Genomic DNA, 15,858 nt, shown 5'->3' with positions numbered 1-15,858 from the left:
TCGGCGCCAGCCTGCAGGTGATGGACGACGATTCCCGCATGATGCGCGGCAAGAAGCCCTTCGTCTTCACCAACTGCAAGACCAATGAGGGCATCCCCGAGCTCGTCGAGTTGATCCGCGAGAACGTGTTGTTCGATACGCGAAACGAGAAGGAAACCGCCTGATGCGGGACGATGCTCGGGAACTGTCCGGCTATCAGGACGAGCCGATGCAACTCCCAAATGGCTCGCTCGGCAAGAACGCGCTGGTCCGGCTCGGCTGAGTGCGGTGCTTCGAGCGTTCCGTGTCTCCGTGCTGCATCGCCGTGCGCCGTTGATCGTGCAGCAAGCGCTCATTGGGACGAGGAGATGCCGGGCCTGCCTGCGCGGTGATCGACCCGACATTTGATCACGAAAGGGGGCTTGCTTCCGGCGCCCGTCGGCTGCCCTATGATGCAGGTCTGATCTTCAGGTCCTCGGCATGGAGACGGCGCCGGACAGCGCGGCTATTCGCGCGTTCTGGTCGCGGTGGCAGGCGTCCGCGTTCCGGACAATTTTCTCTGGGCTTGACGGCCCTTGCGAACAGGAAGGGAGCCGACGATGACCGACGTGATGAAGTCCTGGGACGACATTGCAGCGCGCAACAGCGCGCTCGGTTTCATCGACATCTGCCTGCGCGGCGCCGGCCAGGTCATCTTCCAGAACAATCCGCTGACCGGTCTGTTCTTCCTGCTCGCCATCCTGTGGGGGGCGATCGTCGCCGGGCAGATCGCCATCGCCGTCGGCGCCGTGCTGGCGCTGGTCATCGCCACCGTCACGGCAATGCTGCTGAACGCCGACGGACCCTCTCTGAAGCAGGGCCTGTTCGGTTTCAATGGCGTGCTGGTCGGCGCCGCCATGCCGACCTTCCTGGCTGGGAGCCCGGCGATGTGGCTGGTGCTGATCCTCGGCGCCGCCGTTTCGACGGTGGTGATGCTGGCGGTCTCCAACGTCATGAAGACGTGGGGCGCGCCCGCCCTCACCTTCCCCTTCGTGCTCACGACCTGGTTTCTCGTGCTCGGCGCCTACTCCTTCGGCCATATGCCGATCGCCGGTCTGTCACCACCGGCCCTGCCGCACGCCCCCGGCGTTGCCAGCGTGATCCTGTCGCCGCTCGATCTCCTGTGGATCTGGCTGAAGGGCCCGGCGCAGGTCTTCCTGATCAACAACGCGATCAGCGGTTGTCTGGTGATCATCGGCCTCGCCGTCAGCTCCCGCTTCGCCGCGATCTTCGCCCTCGCCGGTTCGGCCGTCGCCATCATCATGGCGTTCATCCTGGGTGCCAGCGAAGCTTCGATCAGCGCCGGCCTGTACGGCTTCAGCCCGGTTCTGACGGCGGTCGGCCTCGGCTGCGTCTTCTACCAGCCGTCCTGGCGCGTCGCGCTCTACGCGCTGCTCGGCACCATCTTCACCGTGATCGTGCAAGGCGCGATGGACGCGGCCGTCGGCCCGCTCGGCATTCCCACCTTCACCGCCCCCTTCGTGTTCGTCACCTGGCTGTTCCTGCTGCCCAAGGCCGATCTGCAGCCGCATCCGCACGAACCGATCCAGGGCGGCATCCTCGACAAGCCGAAACCTACCTCTCCAACCCCTTCCTGAAACCGGCGACTGGCAAAGACCTGCGGGGGCCGCCAGTTCGAAAACGCAGTGGAGCACATGCATGGATTCGACGATCCGAATAGCGGCCGTACTCATCGGTATCGCCGCGATAATTCTCTATTTCCGGTCGATCGTCCGGGTCGTGCTGCTCAATCGACGGGAACGGGATTTCGTCGAGCGCTGGGCAAGGGCGGGCGCCGTGTCGATCACGCACGCGCTAGCCGACAAGAGCGACTATGCGCGGTCGCAGCGGGTCCAGGCCTGGGTACTGCCGCTCTTCATCTTCTTCGCCGTCGCGATCTGGTTCCTGCTGGTCCAGGTAGGCTTCATGTTCATCCTCTGGGGCCTCAAGGCCGAGTCCAGCTGGGCCTACGCCTTCACGGCCAGCGGATCGGCGCTCAGCACGCTCGGCTTCAAGACGCCGCCCAGCCTGATCGGTGAGTTCCTCGCCATCTTCGAGGCGGCCATCGGCCTTGCCGTCGTCATCCTGCTGTTTACCTTCGTGCCCGGCTACCAGGCCGCCATCCAGATCCGCGAGCGCAAGGTCGGCTGGCTCTATGCCCGCACCGGCCGACGTCCGACCAGTTCAAGCCTTCTGGAATCCTTGCAGCGCTCCGGCCAGATCGAGCATCACAGCGCCGTCTGGGAGGATTGGGAAACCTGGTTCCGCGGCGTGCTCGAGACGCATTCGATCTCGCCGATCCTCGCCTATGTGCCGGCCGTCTATCGCGGCACCAGCTGGGTCGGTGCGGCGGCGGCCGTGCTCGACGCCACCTCGCTGCTGGTCGCCTGTCTCGACCCGAAGCATACGGAATCGGCTCGTATCTGTCGCCAGACGGGCGTCAACGCGCTCAAGCTGATCGCCATCGAACTAAACCCGAACACACCCGCGGATGTCTGGACCGACAATACGGTCGATCCGAAGCTGATCGAAAGCTTCGACCAGCTCTATGCCAAGCTCGGGGAGATCGGATTGCCGACGCTGCCGGATCGCGAAGCTTGCCGCGCCTCCTTCATCACGCTCCGCGCAGAGTTCGAGACAAGCGTGCGGCTCCTAGCCAAGTCGACCCTGATGCCCGTCGACGAGCCTTGGATCCTGCCGCACGCCCATACCGACCAGAACGGGACGCCGCCCACGCTGGCCTGACAGCGCGGGCGGAATCAGCTTCAGTTCGGTTGCGTAGCGCCGCTCTGGCCAAGCTTCAGGCCGGCGAGAACGGCGCCATAGCCCAGCACCAGGCTGATCAGCACATAGACGATTGCGACGACGGCGCCCGACGCGGACGCCGTCATCAACACGACAGCGCCATAGGCGAAGCTCGAAAAGGTCGAGAGGCCGCCCATGATGCCGGTGCCGACCATGGTATTGACGTCGTCCGTGACGACTTTCCGCTTGTGCAGGCCGGTGACCAGACCGAGCAGGAAGGCGGCGACGATGTTGGCGATCAGGATCGCCATCGGAAATCCGTCCGACAGTTCCGGCACGCCGAGCATCAGGAATTCGCGCCCCATCGCGCCGATGGCGCCGCCGATGAAGACCAGTATGACGAGATTGATCATCGCGAGATCTCCTCAAGCCTGCAGGCGGGCAAGCGCCGCGCCGAGCGCGGCAGCGACGAGGCCGACGGCGGTCGACGCCAGCAGATAGCCGGCCGCGAGACCGGGACGGCCACCGCCGCTGAGTTTCGCCGCGTCGAGCTGCATGCTGCTGAACGTCGTATAGCCGCCAAGGATGCCGGTCAGCACGCCGGCGTTCAGAATCGTGCCGAAGCGGTCGCGCCAGTCGACCGAGAACAGCACCGACAGATAGCCGATGACGAAGGCACCGGAGACGTTGATCAGGAAGGTCCCGAGCGGAAAGGCGCCGTGATAGCGCTCGCCGACGAGCCTGCCGATCCACCAGCGCAGCAGCGATCCCGCGCCACCACCCAGGCCAACCCATAAGACGTCCAAGGGTCGCATTCGAGCCTCCATTTCAGTTTTGAATTTCAGGATCTGTCGGTCGCGCCCGCCATGTCGGCGACGCATTCCGCAAGCTTCTCGGTCGAGTAGCGGACCTGTTCCAGGGCAAAGGAAAGGTTGGCGAGATAGGCGACGGCGTGATCGTCGGCGGCCGCTGGCGCGACCGTCGAGCTGGCGCTGTCGGACGCGGCCGGGCTCGCCTGCTCAATCAGGCTGCGGGTCGCTGAGGCGAAGGCCGCGAACGATCCCTCGAGATTGTCGGTGGCCGGCGGCGCCACCTGGCCGGACAGGGCGCCGCCGATCGCCAGCAGGTAGCTGCCGATATTGTCCGTGACCGCCTTGGCCGACCCCGCCATCCCCGCATCGAGCGAGGTTGGCCATGGCAGCCGGGTGACACGGCGCAAGAGGAAGGTCGATGTGCGCAGATCCCGCAGGCAGAGCCGCAGCCGTTCCGGATCCAGCGAGCCGCGCGAAATATGGCTGGCCTGCTCCTCCTGGACCTCGCGGGTCAGCGTATCGATCGTCCGGTACGAATTGTAGATCTCGTCATTCACCTGCGAGCGGGCTGCTTCGTCCGGCTTGCCGGACTGGCCGGCGATATCCAGACCGATCAGCTTGACCAGCAGCCCGATCGCATGATTGGCCTCGTTGCGCAGGCTGGTGTCCGAGCGGGCCGGCGTGACCACGAGCGAAACGAGAATGCCGACGGCGCAGCCGATCAGGATCTCGGTGACGCGATGCGTGGCCGAAATCAGCGCCACCGCATGCGAGGGCGTGGCGACGAGCACGATCGCCGCCGTCATCGGCGCGACGCGGTAGCTCGGCCGGTAGGCGGCCAGCATGCCGAGCACACCGATCGAGAATATCAGGCCGACCCAGGTCCAGCCGGGCGTCGAGGGTGTCAGCAGCGCCACGACGAACCCGAAGGCCGCGCCCGCCAGCGTGCCGAGCACACGGTCGCCCGCCGCCTTGAGCGAGGCGCCGAGTCGGGTCTGCATGATGACGATCGCCGTCATCACCGACCAGTAGCCCTGCGGCAGCGCCAGCAACTGCGCGACCAGCAGGGCGAGACCACCCGCTACCGCGGTCCGAAGACCAGCCTTCCAGATGTCGGCATCGGGCAGATACGCCTTGATGGAGGGCATGCTTTCACCGCACAAGACCACGCAATTCGCAACTATGCCTCGCAAGGTGCCCATATTGCGCGGGGCTGTCACGCGAATTGACCCTGCAAGGTAAATCGACCGCCGATGCGGCTGGCAAGTCGAGCGCGGTACCGGCACAGTGCCAAGATCCATCGGCGGCCGGAAAGACGAGGCACACATGCACTGGATGCAGGACGGTCTTGCCCTGATCGAGCCCTATATCGCCGCCTATGGCAGTTTCGCCATCTTCGTGATCATCTATTTCGAGGCGCTCGGCGCGCCACTCCCCGGCGAAAGCGCGCTCGTCGCCATCGCGGCGCTGGCCACCAAGGGCGACATCAACCTCGTTCACGCGCTGTTCGCGGCCTTCTGCGGCGCCGTGCTCGGCGACAGCACCGGCTATGCCATCGGCCATTTCGGCGGCCGGCCTCTACTGCTTCGCTTCGGCCATTACATCAAGCTGACGCCAGAGCGGCTGACCAGGATCGAGACGATGTTCCGCGTCCATGGCGCCTGGATCGTCATGGGCGCGCGCTTCGTCAATGTGCTGCGGCAGCTGAACGGCCTGGTCGCCGGCGCAGTCGCCATGCCGTGGCCCCGCTTCCTGGTCGCCAACACGATCGGCGCCGCCGCCTGGGTGCTGGTCTGGGGCGTCGGCCCCTATCTGGCCGTCGACTGGTTCAAGGAATTCTTCAACTAGACGCTCGGGCAGCGCCTGCGAAATCCCGGCGGCGCCATGCTAACGTAGCGTCAGAGTCGGATGCGTCACGCCACAGATCCGGAGCCGAAATCGATGAAGTCCATGCTGATAGCCGTCGTCGCCATCACGGCGGCATCGACATTGGCCAACGCCGCGATTCTGGAGCGCCAGGCCGGCCGCGCCATCCGCAATGCCGGCCATTGGTGCGACCGCGTCAGCAACATCGCCGTCAATGACAAGGTATCGACGCCGGCGCGGCGCGTCGTCCGCGTCACCTGCGACGACGGTACCCGCTACGTGCAATACGATCTGGTGCTGACGCCCGACAACAAGGTCCAGTCGATCGAGAAGCAGTAGCGCCCTCGCCGCTTCCCATCCGCCCTCAGGCCGTGGCGCCTTCGACAATCTCGTAGCCGGTGTCCCGGATGGTCGGCGTACCCGGATGCTCCGGCGCCTCGAGGATCATTTCGGCCGCCGTCTTGCCAATCAGGAAGCGATGCGAGCGGATCGTCGACAAGGGCTGCGGCAGCGCCTGGCCGATATCGAGACCGTTGAAGCCGAATAGGGCCAGGTCCTCGCGCGGCCGGATGCCGGCGGCGAAGCAATGGAACACGCCGCCGACCGCCATGTCGTCATTGGAGAAGACGACGGCATCAAGGTCGCGATGCTTGGCCAGCAACTGCCCGAGCAGTTCCCGGCCGACCATGGTTGAACTCGGGGCATTGGCCGCTACTTCGCCGACCAGCGACAGCCCGACGTCGGCCAGGCCCTGCCGGAAACCCTCATAGCGGCGCGCCGCGCGCAGGTCGCGGCTGCGATCATGGCCGACATAGCCGAAGCGCCGATAGCCGCGCCTGTGAAGATGCAGCGCCGTATCGACGCCGGCCTGCCGATGCGACATGCCGACGGCGATGTCGAGCGGCGTCGAATCGATGTCCATCAGTTCGGCGATGCGCACGCCCGAGCGCTTCAGCATCTCGACCGTGTAGTCGGTGTGGTGCAGGCCCGACAGGATCATCGCCGCCGGCTGCCAGGACAGCAGCGAAGCAACCAGCGCCTCCTCGACGTCGATGTCGTAATCGGTGACGCCGACGACGGGCTGGTAGCCGGACGAGGCGAGCGAGGCATGGATGCCGCGGAGCACGTCCGGAAACACGATGTTGGACAAGGACGGCAGCACGACGCCGATCAGATTGGAGCCGGAGGAGGCGAGCGTGCCCGCGACTCGATTGGGCACGTAGCCCATCTCGCGGACGACCGCGAGCACCCGCTCGCGCGTCTTCTCGGCGACCGACGTCTTGTTGCGAAGGACGCGCGAGACGGTGATCTCGCTGACCTCCGCCCGCATCGCCACATCGGCCAAGGTGTAGGAATTCTTGACGTTCATCGAATTGACGCTTCCGACCAGAGCCGCCCGTCAAAAACGGACGCGGCTCCATATCACGGATCGCCGCCTCCGCACTCCCGCGATCGGGACTCGATCACGTCCAGCCGCCATCGGCGACATAGCTCTGGTTGGTGCAGGCGCCGGACTCGTCCGAGGCAAAGAACAGGATCACCCGGGCGATGTCGGCCGGGTAGATCTTCCGCTTCAGGCATTGCCGCGCATAGATCGCCTGCTCCACCTCGGGGGTAACCCAGAGATCGAGCTGGCGCTGCGTCATGATCCACCCGGGCATGACGCAATTGACGCGGATGCCGTGCACGCCCAGCTCGCGCGCGAGACCGCGGGTCAGGCCGATGACGCCGGATTTCGCCGCCAGATAGGGCGTCAGCCCCTCGACGCCGGCGACATAGGCGAAGGAGCCGACATTGACGATCGAGCCGCCGCCCTGCGCCACCATGTCCTTGTAGACCGCCTGGGCGCAGAAGAACTGGTGCTTCAGATTGACGGCCTGGCGGGAATCCCAGAACTCCGGCGTGATCTCGTCGATGGTGGCGCGCTGGTCGTGCGCCGCGTTGTTGACCAGCATGACGATCGGGCCGAGCGCGGCGCGGATCCGCTCGATCGCGGCGCGGGTCGCCTCGATGTCGGTCAGGTCCGCCTTCTCGAACACCACCGTGTGGCCCTCGGCCTCCATCTCCGCCACCAGCGCCCGCGACGGCTCCTCGATGATGTCGATGAAACCGACTTTCGAGCCCTGCCGCGCGAACTGGCGCACGATCTCCTCGCCGATACCGCTGCCGCCGCCGGTGATCAGCACGGCACTGCCGACGAGGCTCGGATAGGCTGCGCCATAGCGCGGCTGGTAGATTGGCTCTGTCGTCACGCTTCCGGTCCCTTTGCTGGTCTTGTCCGTGCTCCCTCGCCTGTCATGCTCCCTCCGCCCGCTCGACGGTGCGGATGTTCTGCACGTAGACGTTGACGATCAGGGCGGCGAGCAGGATCAGGCCGCGGATCAGGATCTTCAGGAAGCTGTCGATCTGGATGTGGTCGAGGCCGTTGTTGAGCACGCCGAGCACGCACAGGCCGACGATCGTGTTGGCGATGCCGCCACGGCCGCCGAACAGGCTGGTGCCGCCGACGACGACCGCCGCGATGGCGTCGAGCAGATAGCCGTCGAATTCGTTCTGCTGGGCGCTGCCGAAATGGGCGACGCCGAGCATGCCGGCGACGCCGGAGCACACCGCGCAGATCACCAGCGCCGCGCCAAGCACCAGCTTGACGTTGACGCCCGAATATTCGGCCGCCTCGCGGTTGCCGCCGACCATGTAGATGTAGCGACCAAAGCGCGTGTAGTTGAGCGTGACGTGCCCGACGACGAGAAAGGCGATCAGCACCAACCCGATGGTCGGGAAGCCGTAGATGCGGCTGGCGCCCAGCGTCGATACGAGCTCCGGCACGTTGTAGGCGATCTGGCCGCGAACCAGCAGCGCGCAGATGCCGGCGCCGATCTGCATCATGGCGAGCGTCATGATGAAGGAGGGAATGCCGATGACCGTGGTGCCGATCGCGTTGACCATGCCGAGCGCGAAGCAGGCAACGAGCGCGAAGACGATCGCCAGCCAGCCCGGCAACGGGACGTTGGCAATGTTCACATAGGCTTCCTGCAGCGTGAAATAGGCGACCACGATGCCCGCGACATTCGCCACCGAGGCGACGGAAAGGTCGATCTCGCCGCACAGGATGACGAAGGTGAGCCCGACCGCCATGATTCCGGTCACCGAGATCTGCGTCAGGATGTTCGACGCATTGTCGATCGTGGCGAAGGACGGGCTGGCGATGCTGAAGAAGACCAGCAGCAGGATCAGCGTCGCGAACGGCGCGATGTTGCGCATCTGGCTGCGCAGGAAGATGCTGGACCGCGACACGCCGCGCGTCGCACTGGATTGCTGAACCGTCATGTCATTTCCTTCTCAGGCGGCTTCCAGCAGCCGGTCCTTGCTGATCGTCTCATTGGCGAATTCGCGCACGATCCGCCCCTTTTTCATCACGAGCACGCGGTCGGCCAGCGACAGCACCGTCTCCGGCTCGGCCGAGACGACGATGACCGCGAGGCCCTCGTCGCGCAGCGCCCGCACGATCTTGACGACGTCGTCCTTGGCGCCGACATCCATGCCGCGCGTCGGCTCGCTGAGCACCAGCACCTTCGGACGGTGTGTCAGCCATTTGGCGAGCGCGACCTTCTGCTGGTTGCCACCGGACAGCGAGCCGAGCGGCACCTCCGCGCGAGGGGGTCTGATATGCAGGCTTTCGACATGCTTGCGGGCGATCGAGCGTTCGACGTTGGGCTTTAGCCACAGCTTCGATATCCGCCCCAGAATGCTGATCGAGACGTTCTTGTAGACGGGCTGCTCGTAGAACAGCATCGAGCGTCGGTTTTCCGGCACGAAGGCGATGCCCGCTTCCCGCGCCTGCGTCGTGTTGCGCAGCCGTCGCGTCCGTCCGCTGATCGCCAGCGTGCCCCTGTCGGCCTTCAGCTTGCCGAACAAAGTCCGCGCCAGCTCGATCTGGCCGCAGCCCATGAAGCCGTAGATGCCGAGGATCTCGCCCGCCCTCACGTCGAAGGTGACGTCGGCATAGGCGCGGCCGAACCCAAGCCCTTCCGCTGCCAGCACCACCGGCGCATCCGCCTTCGAGGCGAGCGCGATGTTGCCGGTATAGCTCTCCTCGAGATCCTGATGGCCGGCGCCGATCATCTTCTCGATCAGCCAGCCCTTGTCGATACCGTCGACGCTGTGGGTGACGATCAGCCGGCCGTTGCGGAACACGGTGACAGTGTCGGAAATCGACAGGATGTCATCGAGGAAATGCGAGATGAAGACGATGCTGCGGCCACTGGCGCGCACGCCCTTCAGCACGCTGAACAGCAATTGCACTTCCGGCGGCGACAGCGCCGAGGTCGGCTCGTCGAGAATGATGATGCGGGCGCCGGAGAAGATGACCCGCGCCAGCTCGATCAGCTGCTGCAGGCCGATCGGCAGGTCGCCCATCCGCGTCTTCGGGTCGACGTCGATGCCGAGGCTCTTCAGTTGCTCGTGCGCGCCGCTCATCATGCCGCGCCAGTCGATGGTGCCGGCGGCCGTGATGGGCTGCTTGCCGAGGAAGACGTTCTCGCCGACCGAGAGGTCCGGCATGATGCTGAGTTCCTGGTGCACCATGCCGATGCCGGCGGCCAGCGCATCGCGGGCAGATCGGAAGTGGACCTCCTGCCCGTCGATCAGCATCTTGCCTTCATAGCTCGTGTGAACGCCGGCGATGATCTTCATCATCGTCGACTTGCCGGCGCCGTTTTCACCGACCAGGCCGTGGATCTCGCCGGCGCGCAGGGTGAAATCGACCTCGCGCAGCGCGGTAACGCCGCCGAACGACTTCGAAATGCCGAGCATCTGCAGGCGGGGCGTGTCGCTCGACGGAACTGGGACTTCAGACGTCATCAGGCTCACCGGTCTCGGTGGTCGCGGAACGCATTGCACGGCAAACCGCGACGGCCGGAGTATTCCGGCCGCCCAGGCATTCCGTGGAACCGTCGCGGCGCTTCAGGGTGCGGCGGGGCCGGACCGTGAAGCGACCGCTTGGCCATGCAGGCGGATCAGATCAGGAAGTGGTTCTGCATCCACTGCATGCCGGCTGCGTTGTCCTTGGTCACGACCGGGCCGTCAGTGACGACACTCTTCGGAATGCCCTCGCCGCTCTTCTCGCCGCCGGTGACCGCCGCCACGCCGGCGACGATGGCGCCGCCATGGATGCGCGAGGACGGATTGCGGACGGTGGCGTACATGCGCCCGTCGGCAACGGCCGCGATCGCCGGCGGCATGGCGTCGACGCCGCCGATCAGGATGTCGGTGCGGCCGCGCGACTTCATGACGTTGTAGGCGGCGAGCGCCATGTCGTCATTGTGGAAGAAGGCCGCGTCGATCTGCGGGTACTTGGTCAGATAGGTGTCCCACAGGCGCGAGGCCTTGGTGACGTCCCAATCGGCCGGCTGGTCGTCGAGCACTTCCATGCCGGGATTGTTGGCGATGACCGACTTGAAGCCGGCGGCGCGACCCTGCGCACCGGTATGGCCGAGCGCGCCCTGGGTCATGATGATCTTGCCCTTGCCGCCGAGCTTGGAGACGAGAGCCTGGGTCACCGAGGCGCCCATGAACTCGTTGTTCGGGGCGAGGAAGGTATGGACGTTGATCTTGTCGAGCGGCGCGATCAGCGTGTCCATGTCGATCACCGGAATGCCGGCGTCGATCATCTTCTGGACCGGCTGGATCAGCGTGCCGATGCCGAAGGCCTGGATGGCGACGAAATCCCATTTCTGGGAAGCCATGTTGTCGATGGCGGCGCGCTGCTTGACCGCGTCCAGCTGGCCATCGAACCAGGTCACCTCGACATTGAACAGCTTGCCCCAGTGCTCGGCCGCTTGCTTGCCCTGGGCGCACCAGGTCGCCTGAAGGCCGGCATTGGAGAAGGCTGCCTTGAGCGGCTTCTCGGAACGGCCGGTCGCCGCGGCCATTTCCTGGGCCATGGCGGGGCTGATGCCGAGGCCACCCAGCATGGCAGCCGCGCCACCCGCAGCCGATACGCCCGCAACACGAATAAAGTCGCGCCGGGACTTCGAATGCTTGTCTTCTGACATGTCTTCCCTCCCTATCGGCTCGTCGGATCGCGAGCTTGGCAGCGACTATGACAGCGCTATCTAATTAGTCAACGCGCCACCATCCGCAATCATTTGGCGTCGATTTGCGCTTGACGACACTATTCGTCACACCATAGCTTGAACGAGCTCGCGTATAGGATCGTCGAGGGGGAACAAGGCGTTACGTCAGTCCGGCAGCAATGCTGGCATTTGACGAGCGGCCGAGGATATACGTCTGAGTTATATTAGACTTCGCGAGCATTTCGGCTCGTTTCTCCCCATGACATGTCAGGATCGCCGGAAGGCGTTAGCGTTTTTTCGCGCCCTTCGGGCCGGCTGCGTCGCAAGATGTTGTGCAGCTTCCGGTCGATAAACTGGCGATCATTTCGCGTCTTTGCCTGGCGGCATGCGGGAGGATCGGCCCGCATGGGCCGGCTCCTGAAAACGTCGCTATCGAAACCAGAAAAACAACGAGGAAGCCCAATGAACATCTTCAGCAGGCGCAGCCTGATCATCGCGTCGTCGGCCATCGCCATGGCGCTGACGTCGACGGCCCCCTCCTTCGCGCAGGAGAAGAAGACCCTCGCCTTCGTGGTGAACGTCCCGGCCGATTTCTGGACGATCGCCCGCGCCGGCACCAACAAGGCCCAGGCCGAACTGCCGAACTACAACATCGAATTCTACATCCCCGGCGAAATGTCGGCCGCCGCGCAGAAGAAGATCCTCGAGGACCTGCTCGCCCGCGGCGTCGCCGGCGTCGCCATCAGCCCGGTCAACCCGGACGATTCCACCGCCATCCTCAACGAAGTCGCCTCGAAGGCCGTCCTCATCACGCATGACGCCGACGCGCCGAACTCGAACCGGCTGATGTATGTCGGCACCGACAACGTCGCGGCGGGCCGCCAGGCCGGCGAGCTGATGAAGAAGGCGCTGCCGGACGGCGGCAAGGCGATGCTGTTCGTCGGCACGATGGACGCCGCCAATGCCCGCGAGCGTTCGCAGGGCATCAAGGAAGCCATCGCCGGCACCAAGATCGAGATCATCGACATCCGCACCGACGGCGGCGACCAGGCCAAGGCCAAGGCCAATGTCGAGGACACGCTGACGAAATATCCGGATATCGACCTGCTGGTCGGCCTCTGGGCCTACAACACGCCGCAGATCTACAACGCCGTGAAGGCGCTGGGTAAGGCCGGCTCGGTCAAGATCGTCGGCTTCGACGAAGACCAGCAGACCCTGAAGGGCGTCGCCGAAGGCGTGATCGACGGCACCGTCGTCCAGCAGCCCTTCGAGTTCGGCTACCAGTCGATGATCAACATGGCCAAGCTGATCGAGGGCGACAAGTCGGTCATCCCGGCCAACAAGCTCCAGATCGTCCCGACCCAGATCGTCGACAAGTCGAACGTCAAGGAGTTCGGCGACAATCTGAAGAAGGTGCTCGGCAAGTAATCTGCCCTGATCGCGTGTGCGTTCCAGGCCGGCTCCGTCTGGCCTGGAACGTACGTCGTCCACATGCGGCCCAGGCGCACGCCCGGGCGATCCTCTTGCGGGCATGATGACAGAACAGCTTCTCGAACTACACGCCATCTCGAAGACCTATCCCGGTGTGACCGCCTTAAGCGGCGTCAGCCTGACGGTCCATCGCGGCGAAGTGCTCGGCCTGATCGGCGAGAACGGCGCAGGCAAATCCACCCTGATGAAGATCCTCGGCGGCGTCGTCGCCCCGAGCGACGGCACGATCGTCATCGACGGCGTCGAGCACGCCTCGCTGACCGTCAAGAGCTCCACCGCCGCCGGCATCGCCTTCGTCCACCAGGAGCTCAATCTCTTCGAGAACCTCGATGTTGCGAGCAATGTCCTGATCGGACGCGAACCCCGCTTCGGCGGCTTCATGAACCTGATCGACCAGGCGGCCCTGCGGAAGCGGGTGAAGCCGCTGCTCGACCGGCTCGGCGTCGATTTCGGCGTCAACGCGCTCGTCGAGGACCTGTCGATCGCCCAACGCCAGATGGTCGAGATCGCCAAGGCGCTTTCCTATGACGCCCGCGTCATCATCATGGACGAGCCGACCTCCAGTCTCACCCTGACCGAGACGGAGCGATTACTGAAGGTGATCGGCGAACTGCGCCAGTCCGGCGTCAGTGTGATCTACATCTCGCATCGCCTGTCCGAGGTCATGGCCTGCGCCGACCGCGTCGTCGTTCTTCGCGACGGCCAGCGCGTCGGCCAGCTCGATCGCGGCGCGATCACCCATGACGCCATGATCCGGCTGATGATCGGGCGCGAGCTGAAATCGCTCTATATTCCGCCGAAGGCCGCGCCGCGCGAGGGCGGCCTCGTGGTCGACGACCTCGTCACCACCGCCTTCTCCAACACCAAGGTTTCCTTCGCCATCCACCGCGGCGAAATCGTCGGCCTCGCCGGGCTGGTCGGCTGCGGTCGCACCGAGGTCGCCCAGGCAATCTTCGGCGTCGATCCGGCGCTCGGCGGCCGCGTCACCATCGACGGCAAGCCGGTGAAGCTCGGCGACGTCCATTCGGCCATCGCCAGCGGCATCTATCTGGCGCCGGAAGACCGCAAGCGCTCAGGCCTGGTGCTGGACCTGCCGATCGTCGAAAACGTCACGCTCGCCAGCCTGCCGCGCTATGCCCGCCTGACGCTGGTCGACGGGGCGCAGGAGCACAAGGTCGCCGAGGAGCAGAGCCGCAAGCTCAAGATCAAGGCCCCGAATGTCGATACGGTGGCCCTCACCCTCTCCGGCGGCAACCAGCAGAAGATCGTGCTCGGCAAGTGGATGTCGATGCAGCCCAATGTGGTGATCTTCGACGAGCCGACGCGCGGCATCGATGTCGGCGCCAAGAGCGAGATCTACGCGCTGATGCGCGAGCTCGCCGATTCCGGCGTCGCGATCCTGATGATCTCCAGCGACATGGAAGAGGTCCTGGGCGTCAGCGACCGCATGATCGTCATGCATGAGGGCCACGTCTCGGGCCTGCTCGACCGCAACCAGTTCTCCGAACACAACGTGCTGACGCTCGCCGTCGGCGGAACGATCCAACAGGAAGCCATCGAACATGCTTAGGAAAGAACTCGGTCTCTTCCTGCTGATCCTGATCATCGGCGCGATCACGGCGGTGCTCAATCCGCAGTTCATCTCGCAGATCAACCTGTCCAACCTTGCCAACCAGATCGGCCTGTTCGGCTTGTTCGCCATCGGCGTCGGCGTCGTCATCATCACCGGCGGCATCGAATTGTCGGTCGGCTCGATGCTCGCCCTGCTCGGCATCATCTTCCTCGACCTCTTGATCAATCACGAGCTCGCCTGGCCGATCGCCCTCTTGATCACGGTCGGTGGCGGCGTCATCCTCGGCACCATCCACGGTCTGCTGGTGACGCAGCTCAGGCTGCAGCCCTTCGTCGTCACGCTTTGCGGCCTGCTGATCTATCGGGGCCTCGCGCGCTACTACACCGCCGACTCCACCGCCGGCTTCGGCTATGGCAGTGGTTACGAGACGCTCGAATGGCTGGTCTCCGGACGCGTCGGCGTCGTGCCGAACGCCTTCATCTTCTTTGTCATCGTCTGCCTGATCATGTCGGTGGTGCTGCACAAATCGGTGTTCGGCCGCTATCTGTTCGCGGTCGGCAAGAACGAGGAGGCCGCCCGCTTCTCCGGCATCCCGACCCGGCTGGTCATCACCGCCGCCTATTCGATCGCAGGTCTTCTGACCGGCATGTCGGCGATCTTCTTCGTGTTCTACACGCAGTCGGTCTCGCCCTCGGCACACGGCAATTTCTACGAGCTCTACGCGGTCGCCGCGGCGGTGCTGGGCGGCTGCTCGCTGCGCGGCGGCGAAGGCTCGATCCTCGGTATCTTTCTCGGCACGGTGCTGCTGCAGGTGCTGCAGAACCTGGTCAACATGCTGGGTATTCCGAGTTCGCTGAACTACACCGTCATGGGCGCGGTGATCATGCTTGGCGTCATCGCCGATCGCGAATTGCAGCGTCGCCGCATGCACAAGATCATGCTCGACAGCGCCGCCGCCCGCGCCGCCGGCAAGCCCGCCTCCGCGGCGGGCTGATCACCAAGATTGCAGGAGCACAACAGGGCCTGGGGGCAACCTCAGGCCCTGTTTTTTTGTCCAGCGGACGCTGGGCGGCGTTTGTCGAAACGGCGAGACCCGTTGCGCACCACGCCACCCCGCCCTCGCCGTCATCCCCGGCTTGACCGGGGATCCATCCAGCCGGAGCGAAGGCCGCGCAGGGCTCCCTAAAACGGATGCATGGATCCCGGATCTCCGCTTCGCCGGGTCCGGGATGACGGCGAGCGTGGCGCGACAAACGCGCAAAATGAAGAGGCCGAGGCA

Annotated in this window: 14 protein-coding genes and 3 pseudogenes; 9 read left to right on the top strand and 8 right to left on the bottom strand. The window is 65.0% G+C overall.

All coding sequences use genetic code 11. The annotated features are described in order from the left end of the window. The 4 genes and pseudogenes from G342_RS25055 to G342_RS26515 form a co-directional block, all read left to right on the top strand. Positions 1 to 164 (top strand): annotated as a pseudogene (locus G342_RS25055) (urease accessory protein UreG); the annotation flags it as partial. Beyond that, positions 164 to 362, top strand: a pseudogene (locus G342_RS26520) (urease accessory protein UreD); the annotation flags it as partial. The pseudogenes G342_RS25055 and G342_RS26520, both read left to right, overlap by 1 nt. Positions 363 to 578: 216 nt before the next feature. Then, positions 579 to 1,616, top strand: a complete 1,038-nt coding sequence (yut, locus tag G342_RS0122720; protein ID WP_018185477.1) for an urea transporter — start codon at positions 579 to 581, stop codon at positions 1,614 to 1,616. Positions 1,617 to 1,677: 61 nt separating this feature from the next. Beyond that, positions 1,678 to 2,763, top strand: coding sequence for a hypothetical protein (locus tag G342_RS26515; protein ID WP_018185476.1), 1,086 nt, complete (start codon positions 1,678 to 1,680; stop codon positions 2,761 to 2,763). 35 nt (positions 2,764 to 2,798) lie between these two features. Here G342_RS26515 and G342_RS0122710 read toward each other — a convergent pair. From G342_RS0122710 to G342_RS25535, 3 genes and pseudogenes are all read right to left on the bottom strand, one after another. After that, a pseudogene (locus tag G342_RS0122710) lies at positions 2,799 to 3,176 on the bottom strand (CrcB family protein); the annotation flags it as partial. 12 nt (positions 3,177 to 3,188) lie between these two features. Next, complete coding sequence (locus G342_RS0122705) at positions 3,189 to 3,578, bottom strand: fluoride efflux transporter FluC (protein WP_026304725.1); 390 nt, start codon at positions 3,576 to 3,578, stop codon at positions 3,189 to 3,191. A 26-nt stretch (positions 3,579 to 3,604) separates the two neighbouring features. Further along, a complete protein-coding gene (locus tag G342_RS25535; protein WP_018185473.1) occupies positions 3,605 to 4,723 on the bottom strand; it encodes an FUSC family protein in 1,119 nt (372 codons plus the stop codon). A gap of 178 nt (positions 4,724 to 4,901) precedes the next feature. Here G342_RS25535 and G342_RS0122695 point away from each other — a divergent pair, with 178 nt between their 5' ends. Both G342_RS0122695 and G342_RS0122690 read left to right on the top strand, forming a co-directional pair. Beyond that, complete coding sequence (locus G342_RS0122695) at positions 4,902 to 5,423, top strand: DedA family protein (RefSeq protein ID WP_018185472.1); 522 nt, start codon at positions 4,902 to 4,904, stop codon at positions 5,421 to 5,423. A 93-nt stretch (positions 5,424 to 5,516) separates the two neighbouring features. Continuing rightward, positions 5,517 to 5,780 carry a hypothetical protein gene (locus G342_RS0122690; protein WP_018185471.1) on the top strand — a complete coding sequence of 88 codons (264 nt, stop codon included), beginning with the start codon at positions 5,517 to 5,519 and terminating at the stop codon, positions 5,778 to 5,780. Positions 5,781 to 5,805: 25 nt separating this feature from the next. Here G342_RS0122690 and G342_RS0122685 read toward each other — a convergent pair whose 3' ends face one another. From G342_RS0122685 to G342_RS0122665, 5 genes are all read right to left on the bottom strand, one after another. After that, positions 5,806 to 6,810, bottom strand: coding sequence for a LacI family DNA-binding transcriptional regulator (locus G342_RS0122685; RefSeq protein WP_018185470.1), 1,005 nt, complete (start codon positions 6,808 to 6,810; stop codon positions 5,806 to 5,808). A gap of 94 nt (positions 6,811 to 6,904) precedes the next feature. Then, positions 6,905 to 7,693 carry an SDR family NAD(P)-dependent oxidoreductase gene (locus tag G342_RS0122680; RefSeq protein ID WP_018185469.1) on the bottom strand — a complete coding sequence of 263 codons (789 nt, stop codon included), beginning with the start codon at positions 7,691 to 7,693 and terminating at the stop codon, positions 6,905 to 6,907. A 43-nt stretch (positions 7,694 to 7,736) separates the two neighbouring features. Continuing rightward, positions 7,737 to 8,768 (bottom strand): ABC transporter permease, encoded by a 1,032-nt coding sequence (locus G342_RS0122675; protein ID WP_018185468.1) that lies wholly within the window; start codon positions 8,766 to 8,768, stop codon positions 7,737 to 7,739. A gap of 12 nt (positions 8,769 to 8,780) precedes the next feature. Beyond that, positions 8,781 to 10,301, bottom strand: a complete 1,521-nt coding sequence (locus G342_RS0122670; protein WP_026304723.1) for a sugar ABC transporter ATP-binding protein — start codon at positions 10,299 to 10,301, stop codon at positions 8,781 to 8,783. Between the two features lie 155 nt (positions 10,302 to 10,456). Beyond that, positions 10,457 to 11,494: a sugar ABC transporter substrate-binding protein gene (locus G342_RS0122665; RefSeq protein ID WP_018185466.1), complete on the bottom strand. Its 1,038-nt coding sequence runs from the start codon at positions 11,492 to 11,494 to the stop codon at positions 10,457 to 10,459. A gap of 483 nt (positions 11,495 to 11,977) precedes the next feature. Here G342_RS0122665 and G342_RS0122660 point away from each other — a divergent pair, with 483 nt between their 5' ends. From G342_RS0122660 to G342_RS0122650, 3 genes are all read left to right on the top strand, one after another. Then, the gene (locus G342_RS0122660) at positions 11,978 to 12,943 is read left to right on the top strand and encodes a sugar-binding protein (RefSeq protein ID WP_018185465.1); all 966 of its coding nucleotides are present in this window, start codon (positions 11,978 to 11,980) and stop codon (positions 12,941 to 12,943) included. A gap of 106 nt (positions 12,944 to 13,049) precedes the next feature. Continuing rightward, complete coding sequence (locus tag G342_RS0122655) at positions 13,050 to 14,576, top strand: sugar ABC transporter ATP-binding protein (protein ID WP_026304722.1); 1,527 nt, start codon at positions 13,050 to 13,052, stop codon at positions 14,574 to 14,576. Continuing rightward, positions 14,569 to 15,573 (top strand): ABC transporter permease, encoded by a 1,005-nt coding sequence (locus G342_RS0122650; RefSeq protein ID WP_018185463.1) that lies wholly within the window; start codon positions 14,569 to 14,571, stop codon positions 15,571 to 15,573. Before G342_RS0122655 ends, G342_RS0122650 begins: the two co-directional genes overlap by 8 nt. Positions 15,574 to 15,858 lie beyond the last annotated feature (285 nt).

Source organism: Kaistia granuli DSM 23481 (assembly GCF_000380505.1).
Classification (GTDB): Bacteria; Pseudomonadota; Alphaproteobacteria; order Rhizobiales; family Kaistiaceae; genus Kaistia; species Kaistia granuli.
This window is presented reverse-complemented; position numbering and strand designations above follow the sequence as displayed.

Bases quoted from the DNA above. Each gene is read 5' to 3' on its own strand.
- yut (WP_018185477.1), top strand. From the start codon at position 579: ATGACCGACGTGATGAAGTCCTGGGACGACATTGCAGCGCGCAACAGC.
- G342_RS26515 (WP_018185476.1), top strand. From the start codon at position 1,678: ATGGATTCGACGATCCGAATAGCGGCCGTACTCATCGGTATCGCCGCG.
- G342_RS0122705 (WP_026304725.1), bottom strand. From the start codon at position 3,578: ATGCGACCCTTGGACGTCTTATGGGTTGGCCTGGGTGGTGGCGCGGGA.
- G342_RS25535 (WP_018185473.1), bottom strand. From the start codon at position 4,723: ATGCCCTCCATCAAGGCGTATCTGCCCGATGCCGACATCTGGAAGGCT.
- G342_RS0122695 (WP_018185472.1), top strand. From the start codon at position 4,902: ATGCACTGGATGCAGGACGGTCTTGCCCTGATCGAGCCCTATATCGCC.
- G342_RS0122690 (WP_018185471.1), top strand. From the start codon at position 5,517: ATGAAGTCCATGCTGATAGCCGTCGTCGCCATCACGGCGGCATCGACA.
- G342_RS0122685 (WP_018185470.1), bottom strand. From the start codon at position 6,810: ATGAACGTCAAGAATTCCTACACCTTGGCCGATGTGGCGATGCGGGCG.
- G342_RS0122675 (WP_018185468.1), bottom strand. From the start codon at position 8,768: ATGACGGTTCAGCAATCCAGTGCGACGCGCGGCGTGTCGCGGTCCAGC.
- G342_RS0122670 (WP_026304723.1), bottom strand. From the start codon at position 10,301: ATGACGTCTGAAGTCCCAGTTCCGTCGAGCGACACGCCCCGCCTGCAG.
- G342_RS0122665 (WP_018185466.1), bottom strand. From the start codon at position 11,494: ATGTCAGAAGACAAGCATTCGAAGTCCCGGCGCGACTTTATTCGTGTT.
- G342_RS0122660 (WP_018185465.1), top strand. From the start codon at position 11,978: ATGAACATCTTCAGCAGGCGCAGCCTGATCATCGCGTCGTCGGCCATC.
- G342_RS0122655 (WP_026304722.1), top strand. From the start codon at position 13,050: ATGACAGAACAGCTTCTCGAACTACACGCCATCTCGAAGACCTATCCC.
- G342_RS0122650 (WP_018185463.1), top strand. From the start codon at position 14,569: ATGCTTAGGAAAGAACTCGGTCTCTTCCTGCTGATCCTGATCATCGGC.